Origin of the sequence: Burkholderia sp. PAMC 28687 (genome assembly GCF_001577465.1) — a bacterium.
Taxonomy (GTDB): Bacteria; Pseudomonadota; Gammaproteobacteria; order Burkholderiales; family Burkholderiaceae; genus Caballeronia.
Map to the genome: position 1 here is coordinate 112,200 of NZ_CP014506.1, position 16,679 is coordinate 128,878.

The 16,679-nt window shown below is 60.2% G+C and carries 16 protein-coding genes; 10 read left to right on the forward strand and 6 right to left on the reverse strand.

What is annotated here, in order from left to right; translation table 11 throughout:
• Positions 1–31 precede the first annotated feature (31 nt).
• Positions 32–1,084 carry an NAD(P)-dependent alcohol dehydrogenase gene (locus AX768_RS15820; protein WP_062001105.1) on the reverse strand — a complete coding sequence of 351 codons (1,053 nt, stop codon included), beginning with the start codon at positions 1,082–1,084 and terminating at the stop codon, positions 32–34.
• A gap of 102 nt (positions 1,085–1,186) precedes the next feature.
• Here AX768_RS15820 and AX768_RS15825 point away from each other — a divergent pair, with 102 nt between their 5' ends.
• Positions 1,187–2,083: a LysR substrate-binding domain-containing protein gene (locus AX768_RS15825; RefSeq protein ID WP_062001106.1), complete on the forward strand. Its 897-nt coding sequence runs from the start codon at positions 1,187–1,189 to the stop codon at positions 2,081–2,083.
• Here the strand turns inward: AX768_RS15825 and AX768_RS15830 are convergent, their stop codons facing one another.
• A complete protein-coding gene (locus tag AX768_RS15830; RefSeq protein WP_062001107.1) occupies positions 2,084–2,944 on the reverse strand; it encodes an NmrA family NAD(P)-binding protein in 861 nt (286 codons plus the stop codon).
• 123 nt (positions 2,945–3,067) lie between these two features.
• Between AX768_RS15830 and AX768_RS15835 the strand changes: the two genes are divergently transcribed.
• Both AX768_RS15835 and AX768_RS15840 read left to right on the forward strand, forming a co-directional pair.
• Positions 3,068–3,976, forward strand: a complete 909-nt coding sequence (locus AX768_RS15835) for a LysR family transcriptional regulator (RefSeq protein ID WP_062001108.1) — start codon at positions 3,068–3,070, stop codon at positions 3,974–3,976.
• Between the two features lie 72 nt (positions 3,977–4,048).
• Positions 4,049–5,362 carry a leucine-rich repeat-containing protein kinase family protein gene (locus AX768_RS15840; protein WP_062001109.1) on the forward strand — a complete coding sequence of 438 codons (1,314 nt, stop codon included), beginning with the start codon at positions 4,049–4,051 and terminating at the stop codon, positions 5,360–5,362.
• Between the two features lie 36 nt (positions 5,363–5,398).
• Here AX768_RS15840 and AX768_RS15845 read toward each other — a convergent pair whose 3' ends face one another.
• From AX768_RS15845 to AX768_RS15855, 3 genes are read right to left on the reverse strand one after another with little or no spacing between them, the layout of a single operon-like run.
• Positions 5,399–5,779, reverse strand: coding sequence for a DUF1090 domain-containing protein (locus AX768_RS15845; protein ID WP_082778896.1), 381 nt, complete (start codon positions 5,777–5,779; stop codon positions 5,399–5,401).
• A 42-nt stretch (positions 5,780–5,821) separates the two neighbouring features.
• The gene (locus AX768_RS15850; protein WP_062001111.1) at positions 5,822–6,448 is read right to left on the reverse strand and encodes a cysteine hydrolase family protein; all 627 of its coding nucleotides are present in this window, start codon (positions 6,446–6,448) and stop codon (positions 5,822–5,824) included.
• Between the two features lie 36 nt (positions 6,449–6,484).
• Complete coding sequence (locus AX768_RS15855) at positions 6,485–7,402, reverse strand: LysR family transcriptional regulator (protein WP_062001112.1); 918 nt, start codon at positions 7,400–7,402, stop codon at positions 6,485–6,487.
• Between the two features lie 114 nt (positions 7,403–7,516).
• Here AX768_RS15855 and AX768_RS15860 point away from each other — a divergent pair, with 114 nt between their 5' ends.
• The 3 genes from AX768_RS15860 (at position 7,517) to AX768_RS15870 (ending at position 11,182) form a co-directional block, all read left to right on the forward strand.
• Positions 7,517–8,173 (forward strand): glutathione S-transferase family protein, encoded by a 657-nt coding sequence (locus AX768_RS15860; RefSeq protein WP_062001113.1) that lies wholly within the window; start codon positions 7,517–7,519, stop codon positions 8,171–8,173.
• 34 nt (positions 8,174–8,207) lie between these two features.
• Positions 8,208–10,238, forward strand: coding sequence for a 2Fe-2S iron-sulfur cluster-binding protein (locus AX768_RS15865; protein WP_062001114.1), 2,031 nt, complete (start codon positions 8,208–8,210; stop codon positions 10,236–10,238).
• A gap of 134 nt (positions 10,239–10,372) precedes the next feature.
• Positions 10,373–11,182 (forward strand): class II aldolase/adducin family protein, encoded by an 810-nt coding sequence (locus AX768_RS15870; RefSeq protein ID WP_062001115.1) that lies wholly within the window; start codon positions 10,373–10,375, stop codon positions 11,180–11,182.
• Positions 11,183–11,237: 55 nt separating this feature from the next.
• Here AX768_RS15870 and AX768_RS15875 read toward each other — a convergent pair whose 3' ends face one another.
• Complete coding sequence (locus AX768_RS15875; protein WP_231941482.1) at positions 11,238–12,239, reverse strand: ABC transporter substrate-binding protein; 1,002 nt, start codon at positions 12,237–12,239, stop codon at positions 11,238–11,240.
• 199 nt (positions 12,240–12,438) lie between these two features.
• On the opposite strand from AX768_RS15875, the gene AX768_RS15880 reads away from it, so the two are divergent.
• The 4 genes from AX768_RS15880 (at position 12,439) to AX768_RS15895 (ending at position 16,652) form a co-directional block, all read left to right on the forward strand.
• A complete protein-coding gene (locus AX768_RS15880; RefSeq protein WP_082778897.1) occupies positions 12,439–13,203 on the forward strand; it encodes a PadR family transcriptional regulator in 765 nt (254 codons plus the stop codon).
• Between the two features lie 29 nt (positions 13,204–13,232).
• The gene (locus tag AX768_RS15885; RefSeq protein ID WP_062001117.1) at positions 13,233–14,048 is read left to right on the forward strand and encodes a siderophore-interacting protein; all 816 of its coding nucleotides are present in this window, start codon (positions 13,233–13,235) and stop codon (positions 14,046–14,048) included.
• A gap of 52 nt (positions 14,049–14,100) precedes the next feature.
• The gene (locus tag AX768_RS15890; RefSeq protein WP_062001118.1) at positions 14,101–15,354 is read left to right on the forward strand and encodes an MFS transporter; all 1,254 of its coding nucleotides are present in this window, start codon (positions 14,101–14,103) and stop codon (positions 15,352–15,354) included.
• A gap of 419 nt (positions 15,355–15,773) precedes the next feature.
• Entirely contained in the window at positions 15,774–16,652 is an 879-nt protein-coding gene (locus AX768_RS15895; protein ID WP_062001119.1) for a DMT family transporter, read from the forward strand.
• Positions 16,653–16,679: the final 27 nt, after the last annotated feature.

Here is a 16,679-nt window from a genome sequence, read left to right on the forward strand (position 1 = left end):
CGTTCCTACGGTCGTCTGTTCATGCTTATATTCAAGCGTCCGCGAGCGAAGCCATATCGATCACGAATCGATACTTCACGTCGTTCTTCAACAAGCGCTCATACGCTTCGTTGACGCCCTGGATCTGCACGACCTCCACGTCGCTGACAATGCCGTGCTCGGCGCAGAAATCCATCATCTCCTGCGTCTCAGCCAAGCCTCCAATTGCCGAGCCCGCCGCCGACTTGCGCCCGATAATGACACTCACGCCCGCAAGCGGCTCCGTGTCGGTCAATACGCCGACCAACGCCAACGTCCGGTCGCGCTTGAGCAGCGCCATGTAGGGGTTGAGGTCGTGCCCAACCGGAATGGTGTCGAGCAGGAAATCGAAGCTGCCGGCATGCGCAGCCAACTGGGCGGCATCGGTCGAGATCAGCACTTCGTCAGCGCCAAGACGCGCCGCGTCCTGACCTTTACCCGGTGAAGTCGTGATCATGACCACGTGCGCACCGAGCGCCTTCGCAAACTTGACGCCCATATGTCCGAGTCCGCCAAGTCCGATCACGCCAACTTTCTGACCCGGCCCCACCTTCCAATGACGCAGCGGTGAATAGGTCGTGATCCCCGCGCACAATAAAGGCGCGACTGCTTTCAAGTCGAGGTTCGCAGCCACCTTCACCACGAAACGCTCTTCCACCACGATCTGATCGGAATAACCGCCGAAGGTCAGTTGTTCGCTGCCGCGTTCCTTCCCGTTATAAGTCGGTGTGGGGCCTTCCTCGCAATACTGTTCGAGGTTCTCGCGGCACGCCGAACATTGCCGGCATGAATCGACAAGGCACCCCACCCCCGCGTAATCGCCGACCTTGAACTTCTGGACATCGCTGCCGACCTCGACCACGCGTCCCACGATTTCGTGTCCCGGCACCATCGGATATAACGAGTTGCTCCAGTCGTTGCGCGCCTGATGCAGGTCCGAATGACAAATACCGGCATACAGGATTTCTATGCGAACGTCGTTCGGCCTCGTATCGCGGCGCGTAAAACTGAAAGGAACGAGCGGCGTGGTAGCGCTATGAACAGCATATCCTCGGGCTTGAAACATGGTGTCCTTATGTGGCTTTGTTGAACGTACATGCACAATAGGCACTCAGCTGGTGGTGCGCAAGCTTGAGTTTCCGCATGAATCGTTGAATAATCCTGCACAATGCTTACCGATAACCTCTCGCACTTGTCCGCGTTCGCTGCCGTCGCGCGCCACGGCAGCTTCCGCAAGGCCGGCGCCGAACTGGGGCTGTCCACGTCGGCGATCAGCTACGCCATTCGCGGACTGGAAGAAAGACTGGGCGTGAACCTGATCAACCGCACCACGCGCAGCGTCGCGCTGACCGACGCCGGTCAGCGTCTGCTGGAACGTCTTCAACCGGTGCTGCACGATCTCGGCGACGCCTTGGAGGAGATGAACAACTTCCGCGCGACGCCGACCGGCACGCTGCGCCTCAACATGTCGCACGTGGCGGCGCGGCTGGTGGTCGCGCCGCTCATGGCGCGCTTTCTGACGGCTTATCCGGACATTGCCCTGGAGATTGTCGAAGATGACAGCCTCGCCGATATCGTCGGCCTGGGTTTCGATGCCGGCATCCGTTTTCAGGAGTCCATCCCCGAAGACATGGTCGCGGTCCCGATCGGCCCGGCGCAGCGCGGTCTTGCGATTGCAACGCCGGATTACCTGGAAGGACGCCCGCCGCTGCATCATCCGAACGATCTGCTCGACCACAATTGCATCCGTCACCGGTTTCCAAGCGGCAGGCTTTATAAATGGGAATTCGAAAAGGACGGCACGCGGTTGGAGATCGATGTCAAAGGCCGCGTGACGGTAAGCACGCTCGAGCGGACATTGCAGGCCGCGCTGGATGGCATCGGCATCGGGTTCTCCATGGAAGCGATCGTTGGCGATCTCATCGATCAAGGCCGTCTGGTTGCCGTGCTGGAGGACTGGTGCCCGTATTACCCGGGCTTCATGTTGTATTATCCGCGCCAGCGAAGGACGTCGCCGGCACTGCGTGCTTTCATCGATATGGCGCGGGAAACCACTTCCAGTTGATCATCCCGCCGCAGCTTGCACAAGCTCGCGCAAGACTGTTTCCAGCTTCACTTCGCCTTTGATCGGGGCGCCTTCGAACTCGATCCAGCCTTCGTTGAAGCCATCGAGCATCTGGATGCGCGGCATCGGATCGTTCATGCCCTGCGACCTGAAAAGCGCGCCCCATGTTTCGCGCGGCACGGCTTCAGCACGGACATCGCGTCCGAGGATTTTTGCAAACGTCGCGGCAATGTCGTTCGGACTCACGCGCTGTGGCCCTTCCAATTCCACGACCCGCGTTCCCGTCCAGTCCTGTTGCAGCAGCTCCGCGGCCACGCGTCCCACGTCCGCCGTGGCAATCATTGCCACGGGTTTATCGAGCGGCTGCAAGAAGCTTCGCACGATGCCTTCATCGCGCGCAGACGCTACGTCACACGCCGAGTTTTCCATGAACCAGCCGGGCCTGAGGAACGTCACAGGCATGGAAAGCTGGCTCAATGTGTGTTCCATCAACGAACGCTGCGTGAGCAAATTCGACTGGCTCGCCTGCGCACCGATAGTCGAAAGACACACCACCTTGCGCGGTCTAGCGGCTTCCAGCGCAGCCTTGACGGCATCGATCACGACACGCGCCTCGGGAAAGCCCGGCGACGGATCGAAGTTCGACGGCGGCAGAATGAATACGCCGTCCGCGCCTCTGAACGCCGCCGTCAACGCGGCCACGTCTTCCATGTCGGCGAGCGCGCTTTCGCATCCTTGCGATGCCCAGTGCTGCGCTTTGCCCGGGTCGCGCACGATTGCGCGGACCGGAAGACCCTTCGATAACAACGTCCGAGCAAGCGCGCCTCCGACCTTGCCGCTGATGCCAGTAATTGCGTACATGGTGAACTCCCTTTTGAATAGTCTGCGATTGAGTGCATCATAGGGGTGCGCGATCATTGAGGGAATCGCCCTCGTGTCACTTCATTAGTGACCTTTCAGCACGAATTAAAAACCGGATAAATCATGAGCTTCGATGGACGTACGCTTGCCAACATCAGCGTCCTTGCCGCAATTGTCGAAGGCGGAAGTTTTGCGCGCGCGGCAGACGCGCTGGGTTTATCGCCGTCCGGTGTCAGCCGCGCGGTCGGGCGACTGGAGACGAGCATAGGCGTGCGCTTGCTTGACCGGACCACACGTTCGGTGATGCTGACGGACGAAGGCCGCCGGCTTTACGAAGAGATAGGACCGCTGCTTGCGGGCATTGGCGACGCCGTCACCATGACCGCTGGCGCGTCCGCCGCCGTGCAGGGGCGCTTGCGTGTGAACGTGGATGCGTATTTTTCGCGACGCATGCTTGCGGTGCATCTCGCCAGATTCCTTGAGCGCTATCCCGAACTGTCGCTTGAACTGGTTACACGTGACCAGCTCGGCGACCTGGTTGCCGACGGATTCGATATTGCCGTTCGCTTCGGACAACCGCCATCGTCGTCACTGGTTGCCCGCAAGTTGCTGGAGACACGCACCGTGACCGTTGCTGCGCCGTCATACATCAGGAAGCATGGCCGGCCGGAAACGCCCGCGGACTTGATCGATCACGCGTGCATCCAGATGCGCAATTCGCTGACGGGCGAACCGATGGAATGGGAATACAAATCGGGCCGGAAGACTGTTCCGGCGAAAACATCGGGACGTCTGCTTTTGAACGACGCCGGCACGCTGCTCGGCGCATGCCTCGCGGGCGCGGGCATCGCGCGACTGAAGGCGAGTGGCGTGCAGGATCTCATCGATAAAGGCCGGCTCGTGCAATTGCTGCCCGAATGGACCGGCGAGGCGTTTGCGCTTTACGCGCTGTATCCGTCACGGCATTTACCGGCGGCGAAGGTGCGTGCGTTTATCGACTTTGTGATCGAAATTCTTGCTGCGGATTCCTGATGCCGGTTCGTTCAAGCGTTTCCCCGTAAAATCCCGCAATACAAAAACGGCATCAATCTCGGATCTCGCATTGTGATCACCACGCTCGAACAACTACGCGCCGGACTGCCGGCAGGCACACGGCAATTGAAAATGTCGTGTGGGCTGACCGAGTTTCCGCGCGAAATCTTCAATCTCGCCGATACACTCGAATCACTCGACTTGTCCGGTAATGCGTTGTCGTCGCTTCCGGACGATCTTCCGCGGCTTGCCAAGCTGCGCATCATCTTCTGTTCGAACAACCGGTTCACCGAGTTGCCCGAAGTACTCGGCAAGTGTCAGCAGTTGAGCATGATCGGGTTCAAGGCGAACCAAATCGCCAGGGTGGCGGGTACATCGTTGCCGGCAACTCTTCGCTGGCTGATCCTCACCGACAACCACGTTGAAATGCTGCCGCCCGAGATAGGAAACTGCACGAAGCTTCAGAAGCTGATGCTGGCGGGTAATCGCTTGCGGACGCTGCCGTCCGCGCTTGCTGCTTGTTCGCGCCTCGAACTGCTGCGGCTCGCCGCGAATCAGCTCGATGAACTGCCTGCGTGGCTCACGTCCATGCCGCGCTTGTCCTGGCTCGCTTATGCAGGCAATCCGCTAAGCGAAACGCTGGAAGCGGACGCACTGATTCACACGCCGATCAACCCTGTCGAATGGAGCGACCTGACGCTTGAACATGTCCTGGGTGAAGGCGCTTCCGGCGTGATCTATCGTGCATCGTATTCCACGAACGATGGTGCTGCTCAACCGGTTGCAGTCAAATTGTTCAAGGGCGCTGTAACCAGCGATGGGTTGCCTCATTGCGAAATGGCGGCATGCATCAATGCGGGTGAGCATGGGAATCTGATTTCGGTACTTGGGAAGGTACGCGCGCATCCGCAAGGTGCTGATGCACTCGTGCTGACGCTGATCAATCCCGAGTTCCGTAATCTCGCGGGTCCGCCAAGCCTTGATTCCTGCACCCGCGATGTGTACGCCGACGATGTCCGCTTCACGCGATGGGCCGCGTTGAACATGGCCTATGGCATTGCATCGGCTGCATGTCATTTGCATGCGAAAGGAATCATGCACGGCGACCTTTACGCACACAACATCCTGCATTGCGGTGAGAGTCGCGCGCTGCTGGGCGACTTTGGCGCAGCTTCGTTTTATTCGCCGCAAGGCCCGCACGCTCAATCGCTGCAGCGCCTGGAAGTGAGGGCTTATGGATGCCTGCTGGAAGAATTGATCGATCGATGCGACGCTGTCGACCCTTCGCTGATCGAATTGAAAAACAGATGTCTGAGCGAAAAGACCGACGACCGGCCGCTATTCGACGAGATCGTCTCGACGTTATCAACGCTCATGAAAACTTAAGAGCGCCCGTCGAAAAGCCGGACGCTCTCTTTTTAATCAGGGACCAACTGGCTCCTGAGCCTGCTTGAGTTCTTCACGTGCCTGATCCAGCTTGCGCTGTTGCGAAGCGATCTTCTTTGATCCGTCGCCTTTGTCCTGCGCCTTTTTCAGTTCGGCTACCCGTGAATTGACTTTGGCCTGTGCGTTCGTTATCCGGCTTTGACGCCGCTTTTCCAGTGAAGCATCAGAACAGTTTTGTTTGGCCTGATCCAGCGCCGTCTGCAAACCTTTTAGTTGCGCAGTATTGTTGTGCGCCTGCGCGTATTCGATCTGCTGGTTGATCCTGTCCTGTTTCTGCTGACAGGTCTCGCTATTTGCATCCGCAAAGGCGCTTGTGGCGAGCACGCTTAAAGTGGCAGCTACAAGAAAACGTCTCATTTTTTCTCCAGGGCGAAATGGTGGATGAGCGAGAAATAAACGTTAGCCGCGAGCCCGTGCTTTCTGGTTCGACGTGTAGATGTTGTCGCGCACTGGCGCAGCGCCACTTTCGAGCACGCCAATCCATTCGTCGGTTGACAGCACTGCGGCAAAGCGCGATTGCATCACGACCGTGAACACGCGATGGATCTCTTCGGCGCTTGCATAGCCCGCCCGATTCTCATAAGGCACGGAACCGGTGGCATCGACGAGAAACTCGACCGACATACCCGCGTGTACCGCGTGCTTCACCGTGGAGTCATCGCAGTTTTGCGTCATATAGCCAGCGATTACGAGCGTATCGATTTCGTGCGTCTTCAACCAGTCGCCAAGACTCGTTCCGGCGAACGCGCTCGGCAACGCTTTCTCGATCACCTGCGCGTGCGGCCGGGAACTCACCACGTCGTGCAGTGCGGCTCCGGCCGATCCACGCGCGAACAAAGGCGACGTTTCAGGCGCGATGTTCTGGATCAGGACCACGGGCACGTGATGGCGGTTAGCAGCGTCGATTGCACGGCCTATGTTTGCGAGCGATACATTGACGTCCGGGTATTCGATCAGCAGATTGCCGGAGACGTATTCGTTTTGAACATCTATGACGATCAACGCGCGACGGGGTGAGGACGGCATGGCGAAGCTCCTGTGATGTGATGACGCTGCTCCGGACTATACAACGTCAACGCCGCCCGCAAGATGAGCCTTCAACGCATCGATGAAAACGCGCACCTTCGGCACCGGTTGCCGCGCCGATGGAAACACCGCATGAATCCCCGCGGGTGCCCCTGACCACTCCGGCAGCAAACGCACCAGCCGTCCCTCGGCAACATCGTCGCCAATCGAGAAGTCCGTGAGAAACGCAACGCCCCCGCCCGCGAGCGTCGCTGCACGGCACGTTGGCGATGTATCGGCGAAGAAGCCCGCGCTGAAGCGGACAGTACGCCGGGCGCCTCGCCTGCTTTCAATCGATACCACCAATGGTTTTACCAACGCGGACATGGCCACGAACGGCAGCTTCGCCAGCGCTTCCGGTTTAGTCGGCTTCCCCCATGTACTGATGAACTCGGGACTCGCGACCAGCCACTTCACGAAACCGCCGATTTTCACCGCGCGATAACTCGAGTCCGCTAACCTTCCGAGGCGAATGGCGACATCGACGCTTTCTGCAACCAGATCCACCATCCTGTCCGCAGACACCAGCTCGACCTTCAACTCCGGATGCGTCCGGCGCAAGCCAGCGAGCATGGGCGCGATAACGTTCGTCCCGTAGTCGATCGGCGTTGCCACGCGCAGCGTGCCGCGCAATTCGCCGGAGCCTTGCGCAAGCGCCGAAATCGCGTCTTCCGCTGTGCTCAGGATCTGCCGGCTCGCTGCGTAAAACGCGTGGCCGGCCTCCGTGACACTCACGCGTCGCGTGGTTCGCACGAGCAGGCTGGCGCCCACTTCCGCCTCGAGCCGCTGCATGTGCGTGCTGACCATGGTTTTCGCAATTCCAAGGCGGTCGGCCGCGGCGGTCAGCGATCCAGCTTCGACCACCGCCGCGAACACCACCAGCCGATTGAGGTTCACACCACTCAGGTCGGTCATTCGATTGTCCACTATAAAAGGATTGTGTTGCCATGATTATCCGTCTTCTCGCATCGTGCGTGGCGGTCTATTCTACGAGCACTCACTCATCAATCACTTCGCCAGGACCCGACCATGCCTTCTGCCATCAAAACCAAACCAGATCAGCCGATCCGCTTGCACACGACGTTATTGTCCGGACACGGGCATCGCGTGAAGCTTTTCCTGACATTGCTCGACCTGCCGTTCACGACGATAGAACTCAACATGAAAGCCGGTGACAACCGCAAGCCCGCCCATCTGGCGCTCAATCCGTTCGGCGAAGTGCCGGTGATCGAGGACGGCGACATTGTTCTGACGGATTCGAATGCGATCCTCGTCTACCTTGCGCAAAAGTATGGCGATGCATCGTGGCTGCCTGAAGATCCCGTCGGTGCCGCAGCCGTTCAGCGCTGGTTGTCGCTCGCTGCGGGCAAGATCGCGTATGGACCCTGTGCCGCGCGTCTCGTCACCGTGTTCGGCGCGCCGCGCGATCACGCGGGGGCGATGCGCATTGCAGAAGATCTCTTCGCGATCATCGAGCCCGAGTTCGGTGACAAGCCGTTCGCCGTGGGGCAAACACCGACCATCGCGGATATTGCGGCTTACTCGTACATCGCTCATGCGCCCGAGGGCGGCATTTCGCTCGATCCATATCCCAATCTGCGCGCGTGGTTGAAGCGCGTCGAAGCGCTGCCGCGCTTTCTGCGTATGCCTGCCTCGAAGGCCGGCTTGCTTGCCGAGTCCGACTGATTGCTCCGTACCATCCACCAACTGGTGAACGCCCATGTCCGATACCCTCGTCGCCGCTCCGCCTGCAGGCTGGAGCGCTGTTGAATCGCCCTTTCACGCCGGCGAACTGGCGGCGCAGGAACTAGCGGGCGTACGTGAGCGCATGGACGTCAATGCGCGTCGCGGAATTCGTGACTACATGCCCGAGCAGCATCGGCAATTCTTCGCAGAGCAGCCGTTCATGGTGCTGGGCGGCGTCGATGCTGCGGGACAACCGTGGGCAACATTGCGTATCGGTGAACCGGGCTTTGTGTCTACGCCCGATGAACGCACGTTGCGGATCGCGGGCCACAGCCTGAAAGGCGACCCTCTCGCAAGCGCGTGGAAAGCGGGCGCTTTGCTGGGTGGCCTCGGCATTCAGCCCGCCACGCGCAGGCGTAATCGCGTGAACGGCGTGGTCACTTCCGTCGACGAAAATGCGATCACCGTGGCCGTCAGTCAGAGCTATGGCAACTGTGCAAAATACATTCAAAGCCGCACGCCGACGCCCATTGATTTCGGCAAGCAGGCGCGTGACGACGAGGCGCCTGTCATCACGGATCATCTGAGCGACGCCGATCGCGAATTGATTGCCAACGCGGACACGTTTTTTATCGCGAGCGCGAATACATCGGACGATGCGGGTATCGGCCGTGGCGCGGACGTGTCGCATCGGGGCGGCAAGCCGGGGTTCATTCGTAACGACAGCAAGCACGCGCTCACCACCCCCGACTTCAGCGGCAACCTGTTCTTCAACACCATCGGTAATCTGATGCGTGATCCGCGCGCGGGTTTGCTCGTGATCGACTTCGTCAGCGGCGACCTGCTGTATCTGGCCGTGGATGCAGAAGTGATCTGGGAAGGTAAGGATCTCGAATCATTCGAGGGCGCGGAGCGCCTCATCCGCTGGCGTGTGCGTGAAGTGCGGCGCACGCGCAGCGCTTTGCCGTTGCGTTGGTCGGGCGTGCAATACGCGCCGCAACTGGCGAAGACAGGGAGCTGGACGAAAGCGCCGAGCGCGTGGCGCACGCTGAACGTCGCCGAGGTTCGCGACGAAGCACCCGGCATCAAGTCGTTTTATTTCGAGCCTACCGATGACGAGCCGCTCGCGTCTTTTGCGCCTGGCCAGTTTCTGCCGATCCGGCTGAACATTCCCGGGCTCGCGGCGCCGCTGATCCGAACCTATACGCTTTCCGATGCGCATGACGGCAAGCGTTATAGGATTACGGTGAAGCGTGAAGGTGTGGCATCGACGTGGTTGCACGAGCATGTCGATGCGGGCAGCGTGATGGAAACGAAGACGCCGGGTGGCGCGTTCGTGCTCGATCGAACGAGCTCGCGTCCGATCGTGCTTGTATCGGCGGGAATTGGCATCACACCGATGATCGCGATGCTCAACAGCGTGCGTTCGAACAACGACCGTGCCCAGCCCGAGCATGTGTATTTCATCCACGGCGCGCGCCGGGCAATCGATCGCCCCTTCGCTGACGAACTTGATGCCGCAGCGCAGGCGTTTCCGCAGCTCTCGATTCATCTTCGCGATGCGCAGCGCGTGGATATCGACTATCTCAGGAGTGTGCTGCCATTCGGCGACTACGACTTCTACCTCTGCGGTCCGGCTGCTTTCATGCAAGACCTGTACACCGGCTTGCGCGCGCTGAACGTGGCCGACGACCGGATCCGTTTCGAAGCGTTCGGACCCGCGAGCGTCAAGCGAACTGAAAGGTCCGCAGCAGTTGCACCTATTGTCCCGGTCCGTGATCCTGAGCTTATGTCGAAGGTCATTTTCATGCGATCGCAAAAGACCGCGCAATGGTCTCCCGAAGATGGAAGCCTGCTCGACTTCGCCGAAGCAAACGGCGTGGCGGTGGCATCGAATTGCAGATCGGGCGTATGCGGCACATGTTCCACACGCCTGCTTTCCGGCGATGTGGCGTATCCCGTGCCCTGCGAGGGAGAGGTCGAACCGGGACACGCACTGATTTGCAGTGCGATTCCTGCGAAGACAGGTCCAGGCGAAGACTCGGTCGTGGTGCTGGACGCCTAGGGCACCCCTCAATCATGCACATTCGATATGGTTATCTGCATTTGATATTTAACCCTCGAATGCGCGAATGTTAGCCTTTGAAGCAATCCACCGGGTAGCCGACTCCCGGCTCGACCGCCAAAGGACATTCAATAATGAGCACCCTCCCCGCCACACCCGAACTTGCGCTCCACGCCTCGCCCGTCCGCAAATTCTGGTTCGATGAAGTCCCGCCGCCCGTATCGCTCGCGGCTGAACGTCGCCACCGGCTCGAACGTCTTGCAGGCGCATTCCGCCTGTTCGCCCGATACGGATTCGACCAGGGTCTCGCCGGCCACATCACCGCCCGCGACCCCGAATGGACCGATCACTTCTGGGTCAATCCGCTTGGCCGGCACTTTTCACGCATGCGCGTTTCCGACTTGCTGCTCGTGAACAGCGAAGGCGAGATCGTCGTTGGCAAGGGGCCCGTCAATCAGGCCGCCTTTGCCATTCATGCGGCAATTCATGAAGCGCGCCCGGATATCGTTGCAGCGGCCCACACGCATTCGCTCTACGGCAAGGCGTGGTCGACGCTTGGCCGCAAGCTCGATCCGCTGACACAGGACTCGTGCTCGTTCTATCAGGATCACGAACTATTCGATGATTTCCAGGGTGTCGTGCTCGACACCAGGGAAGGCGCCCGCATTGCCGACGCACTCGGCACGAGCAAAGCGGTGATCCTGAAGAACCACGGCATCCTGACTGCCGGTCCGACCGTGGAAGCGGCAGCATGGTGGTATCTCGCGCTCGATAACGCGTGCCACACACAATTGCTCGCAGAGGCGGCCGGCACGCCCCAACCCATTCCACACGATGTCGCCGCGTTGACGCACGAGCGCGTGGGACGCCCCGGCGGTGCTCTGTTCTCGTTCCAGAGCTTGTATGAAGGGCTGGTTGAAGCGGAACCCGACTTGCTGGATTGAACAAAACACCGCGTGGATGGCCGACCCTCTCGCCGTCCACGCGCTCTTGCCTGCCTCAAGCTTTTGCAATCTGCGTATCGGATATCGCCCGCACATCGATCCGCCTCGGCAGGATCGCATCGCGAAACGCGCTGTCCGCCACTTTCTGCAACGCCGCGATATCGTTGTCCGCAACGAACCGCTGCTTCAGCGCGGATCGTGCGGTAATCGTCCTGGCTGCATCGAGCGGAAGACGGGTCAGCGATGCATACACCCGCGCATATTCGTCCGGATTGGCAATCGCCCAATCGCCCGCGCGCTGGAACCGCTCCAGCACATCGGCTATTGCAAGCCGCTTCAAAGGATTCGCTGCGGCCTCGCCCGACGCCGTGATAAACCCCAAGCCACTATTGATGCCCGTGCCGTCGCGCAGTACGCGCGCACCATGCTGCACGGCTGTGCCGAAGTACGGATCGAAGGTCGCCCATACGTCAATGCTCCCCGATGCAAACGCGGTGAACGCATCGACCGGCAACACGAATCTCACCGATACATCGTTGCGCGTGAGCCCCGCCTCGGCGAGCGCGCCGTAAAGCTGGAACTGCGAAATGCTGCCGCGCGCCGACGATACGAACACCGTGCGGCCCTTGAGATCCGCGACGCTGCGCAGCTTCGAATTTGCCGGCACGAGAATGCCGAGTTGCGATCCGGAACCGACGCGCGTCGCGACGATCTTGAGCGTCGGATCGCCCACGGCCGCCGCCAGCACGGGCAGGTCTCCCGCCGGAGCGATATCGACCGCGCCGGCACGCTGCGCCTCGAACAACGGCGCGGCGCCCTGGAAATTGGCCCATTTGAACGCGTACGGCGTGCCATCGAGCACTCTTGCCGCCTCGGCGAGTGCGCGCGTGCCGCCCGCCTGATCGCCCAGGACGAGCGTGACAGAAGACAGCGCGGCATGCGCAGCCCTCGCTGAACCAGATGCAAACCCGCCGATTGCAGCGAGCGCGGGCGCGGCTCCCAGCACGCGCAACGTGCGGCGCCTCGCGGCAAAAAACTCGGAACCAACCATATACATGAACCTCGTGGACGAAATCAGCGTCCAGAGTAGCGACGCGCATCCACGTTGAGAATTATTCAATTCTCGTAAGGTTATGAGGCTCCCAAACCTAAGCATTGCATGGTTTCGCCGAGCAGAAAAACAAAAAAACACGTTGACTTCGTATCTTAAGATATATATCTTAAGATGTGTTTTACGATACCTACGGAGTTTCTCGATGAAACGACATCACTTTCACACACACGATTCGGCGGCTTTCGACGGCCGTTCAGCCCTGCATTCCCTCTGGCACGCAATGAGCCGCCACCATCACCGCCACCACGGCGAAGACCGTTTCGGAGGCCGCGGCAGTCATGACGGCCCGGGTGGATCCGGCCGCGGTGGTCATGATGGATTCGGCGGCCGCGGTGGATTCGGCGGCGGCCCCGGCGGCTTCGGTGGCGGCGAAGACGGCATGCCGCGCGGTCGCAAATTCACGTCCGACGACCTTCAGCTCCTGCTCCTCGCTCTGCTCGCCGAGCAGCCGCGCCACGGCTACGAGCTGATCAAGGCACTCGAAGTCCGGTCGAACGGTTTCTACACGCCGAGTCCGGGCATGGTGTATCCGGCGCTGACCTATCTTGAAGAACTCGGTTACGCGACCGTCGAACTGGAAGGCAACCGCAAGCGTTACGCGCTAGCGGAACCTGGCCGCGAGTATCTGGCGGCCAACCGGGAACGCGTCGACATCATGTTCGCGAAACTCAGTCATTTTGCTCGCAAGATGGATTCAGTGCGCCGCGCGTTCGCTGGCGAAACCTCTGACGAAAACGGCGACGGCGACAACACCTGGCTGCCGGAATACATCCAGGCACGCCGTGCGCTGAAGCACGCATTGCTGATGCGAACCGAAGCCACCATCGCCGAACAGCGCCGCATCGCCGCCATTCTCGTACGCGCCACGGCCGAAATCGAAGGCACGGCGGCGAGTGATCCGGCTTGAAACCCACATAACGATGAAGGAAAGACAGTATGCAAAACAGACCCGATCTGGCGGTCGTGCGCGTTCGCCATGCACTCAAATTCCGCCTGCTTCAAGTCAAGCGGGTTCATCTGGTAACACCGCATCTCCTGCGCGTCACAATGGGCGGCGAAGATCTCCAGGACTTCGAATCTGCATCGTTCGATGATCACATCAAGGTCTTCTTCCCGGCTCCCGGCGAAGAAAAACCCGTGGTCCCGACTGCCGGTCCCAATGGTCCCGTCTTCGCCGAAGACCAGCCGCGACCGATCGCACGCGACTTCACGCCGCGCCGTTTCGATCGTGAGGCCCGGGAACTGGATATCGAATTCGCGTTGCACGAAGCAGGACCCGCCGCGACCTGGGCCAGACAAGCAGACGTGGGTCAGTACCTTGGCATTGGCGGCCCACGCGGTTCGTTTACCATTCCCACGGGGTTCGACTGGCATCTTCTTATAGGCGATGAAACCGCGCTGCCCGCCATCGCGCGCCGTCTGGAAGAGTTGCCTGCGGGAACCCGTGTTGCAGCGCTGATCGAAGTTGAGGATCCATCGGCAAAAATCGAATTCAGTACCAATGCGGACCTCTACGCAGAATGGCGCTACCGTAACGAATCCGAGTTTCCGGGCGGTGCGTTGTTGCTCGCACTGCGCGAAATGTATCTGCCCGATGGCGAAGGGTATGTGTGGGCAGCGGCTGAGTCGAGCGTGGTTCGTGCGGCGCGTCAGCATTTGTGCACGGAACGCGGTATCGATAAAACCCGCATTCGCGCCTCCAGTTACTGGAAGCGCGGCGCGGTTGCGGTCCATGAGTCTATCGACGACTAGACCTTGAATCGCACACGCCGCGTCCAAAAGAATAAATTCAATCAGGATGGCTATGTATAGTCTCGATTCAACTCGCGAGCGGCGCCTGCTGTGGCTGCTCGCACTCACCCAGTTCACCATCATCATGGACTTCATGGTGATGATGCCGCTCGGCCCGCAGATCATGCGCAGCTTTCAGATTACACCCGCTGCATTTGCCACCGCGGTCTCGGCGTACTCATGGTGCTCGGGACTTTCCGGGCTGCTGGGGGCGACGTATATCGATCGCTTCGACCGGCGCCGGTTATTGCTCGCCGTGTATGCGTTGTTTGCTTTATCCAACCTCGCTTGCGCCTTTGCGCCCACTTTCCCTATCCTGCTTTTAGCGCGTGCATTCGCGGGCATCACCGGCGGCATGCTCGGTTCGGTCGTGATGGCCATTGTCAGCGACGTCATCCCCGTGGCAAGGCGCGGCGCCGCGACTGGAACGATCATGACGGCGTTTTCGCTGGCCGCCGTTGCGGGCGTGCCGGCAGGCATTCTGCTCGGCGCGCACTTTGGCTGGTACACGCCATTCATCCTGCTGACGGTGCTCTCCGTGCTGATATGGCTCGGCGGCATGCGAATCGTACCCACGCTGGCCGAACACCTGGGACGGCAACAGCCTGCGTTGCGAAGCGTGCTGCCATCGTTATGGCGGCTTTTGACGAACCCTCGATACATGAGCGCGTTCGCCATGACCTTCGTTGTAATGGGCTCGCAGATGCTGGTGATCCCGTTCATATCACCCGTGCTGGTCGCCAATCACGGCGTGCAGCCTGCGCAATTGTCGTGGCTTTATATGGGCGGCGGCGCGGCGACGTTCTTCACTTCACGTTTTGTCGGCCGTCTTTCCGATCGTTACGGCAGCCGCCACATGTTCCGCGTGATGGTCGCCGTTTCCCTTCTGCCAATCCTCTTCGTCACGCATTTACCGAGCTTGCCGTATGTATTGCTGCTGCTGTTTTTCCCGGTCTTCATGGTGACGGTTTCCGGCCGCATGGTTCCCATGCAGGCGTTGCTTACGACGGTTCCAGAGCCCGCAAACCGGGGCGCGTTCCTCAGCACGAACAGTGCGCTGCAGGCGCTTGGCAGCGGCTGCGGCGCGTGGCTTGGGGGCTTGCTGTTGTCGAGCGGTGCTGACGGGAGCATTCAAGGGTATGGCGTCAATGGATGGCTCGCGACCGTGCTCGTAATCGCGGCGGCGGTGTGGATCAGCCGCGTCAAGTCGTCGTCGGAGAGGCCCGCGGCAAGCGCCGTTGCAGCCGAACCGCTGGGCGAGGCTTAAGGTGTGATGCGGACCAGCTTGTCAAGTGGTCCGCCACGCTACCTGAACGTGTGTTGCACAAGCTTCGCGGAAACGGTAATCTCACGCTCACGAAGCCACGAACCTTCAACGAACCTTCATCTCTCTCATGACGAAGCCCGCGCACATTCTTTCCGCTGATATCGAGTTCGACTCGACGATCAGCCGTGCGCACACAGCCCGTCTGTCTGCTTTTACTGTTTCCCCACCTGTCGCTTCACCTCCCGCATCTCCTCCGAACGCCGTCACCGCAGGCGCAGCAGCGCCTCCGCGTGGACTCGTTTGCGGCTGATCAACAGCCACTGAATCCTGGCAACCGGCTCGACCGCTGCACCTTGCGTGCTCTGGCGGCGTGACCGTGTTCGCCCTGGTCATCTATTCCCTCGACAGGTGAATGAATCATGGTCTTCGTAAAAACAGCCTTCGCAGCCTATGGCTCGACGGCGCTCTTCGTGTTGCTCTGGAGCAGCGGTGCGATCGTTTCGGAAACAGGGCTCCAGCATGCTCCCGCACTACCCTTTCTCGTCATGCGCTTCGCACTCGCGTCAGCGGTCCTCGCGGCCCTGGGCGTATGGCGCGGACGATGGCTGCCCGCGCGAGGAACGAGACTTCAGGTTGCGCTTACCGGCGGCTTGCTCACAGGCGGTTATTCCATCTGCTATCTGCTTGCGCTTGACCATGGAATGACGCCCGGCATTCTCGCCACGATCCTGGGCGTTCAGCCTGTGTTGACGCTGTTGCTCGTGGAACGACGATTGACGATACGGCGCGCGGGCGGCCTTTTACTTGCCTTGAGTGGCTTGTGTCTGGTCGTGTTGGGAGCGGGAAGGATCGGACACTTCCCGGCGCTGGGACTGTTGTTCGCATCCGCATCGCTCGGCTGCATGACGGTCGGGGCCATTCTGCAAAAACGCCTGAAGCAGCAGCCTCTCGATATCCTGCCTTTGCAAAACGCAGTCAGCCTCGTGCTATGCGTGTTGTTCCTGCCTTTGCAGCCGTCCGGTATCGTCCTGAGTGCGGGGCTGCTCTTGCCGTTGTTCTGGCTAGGCATCGTGATATCGGTATTTGCGCAGGTGCTGTTCTACCGCCTCGTGCATGCGGGAAATCTCGTCAACGTGACAAGCCTCTTTTATCTCGTGCCTGTTTGTACGGCGATCATGGACTACATCTTCCTCGGCAACCGCCTCGCACCGGCAGGCGTCGCGGGAATGGCGTTGATACTTGCCGGGCTTGTCCTCGTTTTCCGGGCAACACCCGTGCATAACGTCGGGCACGCGTAGCATGCCGGCGGCCTGGAAAGTCATTTC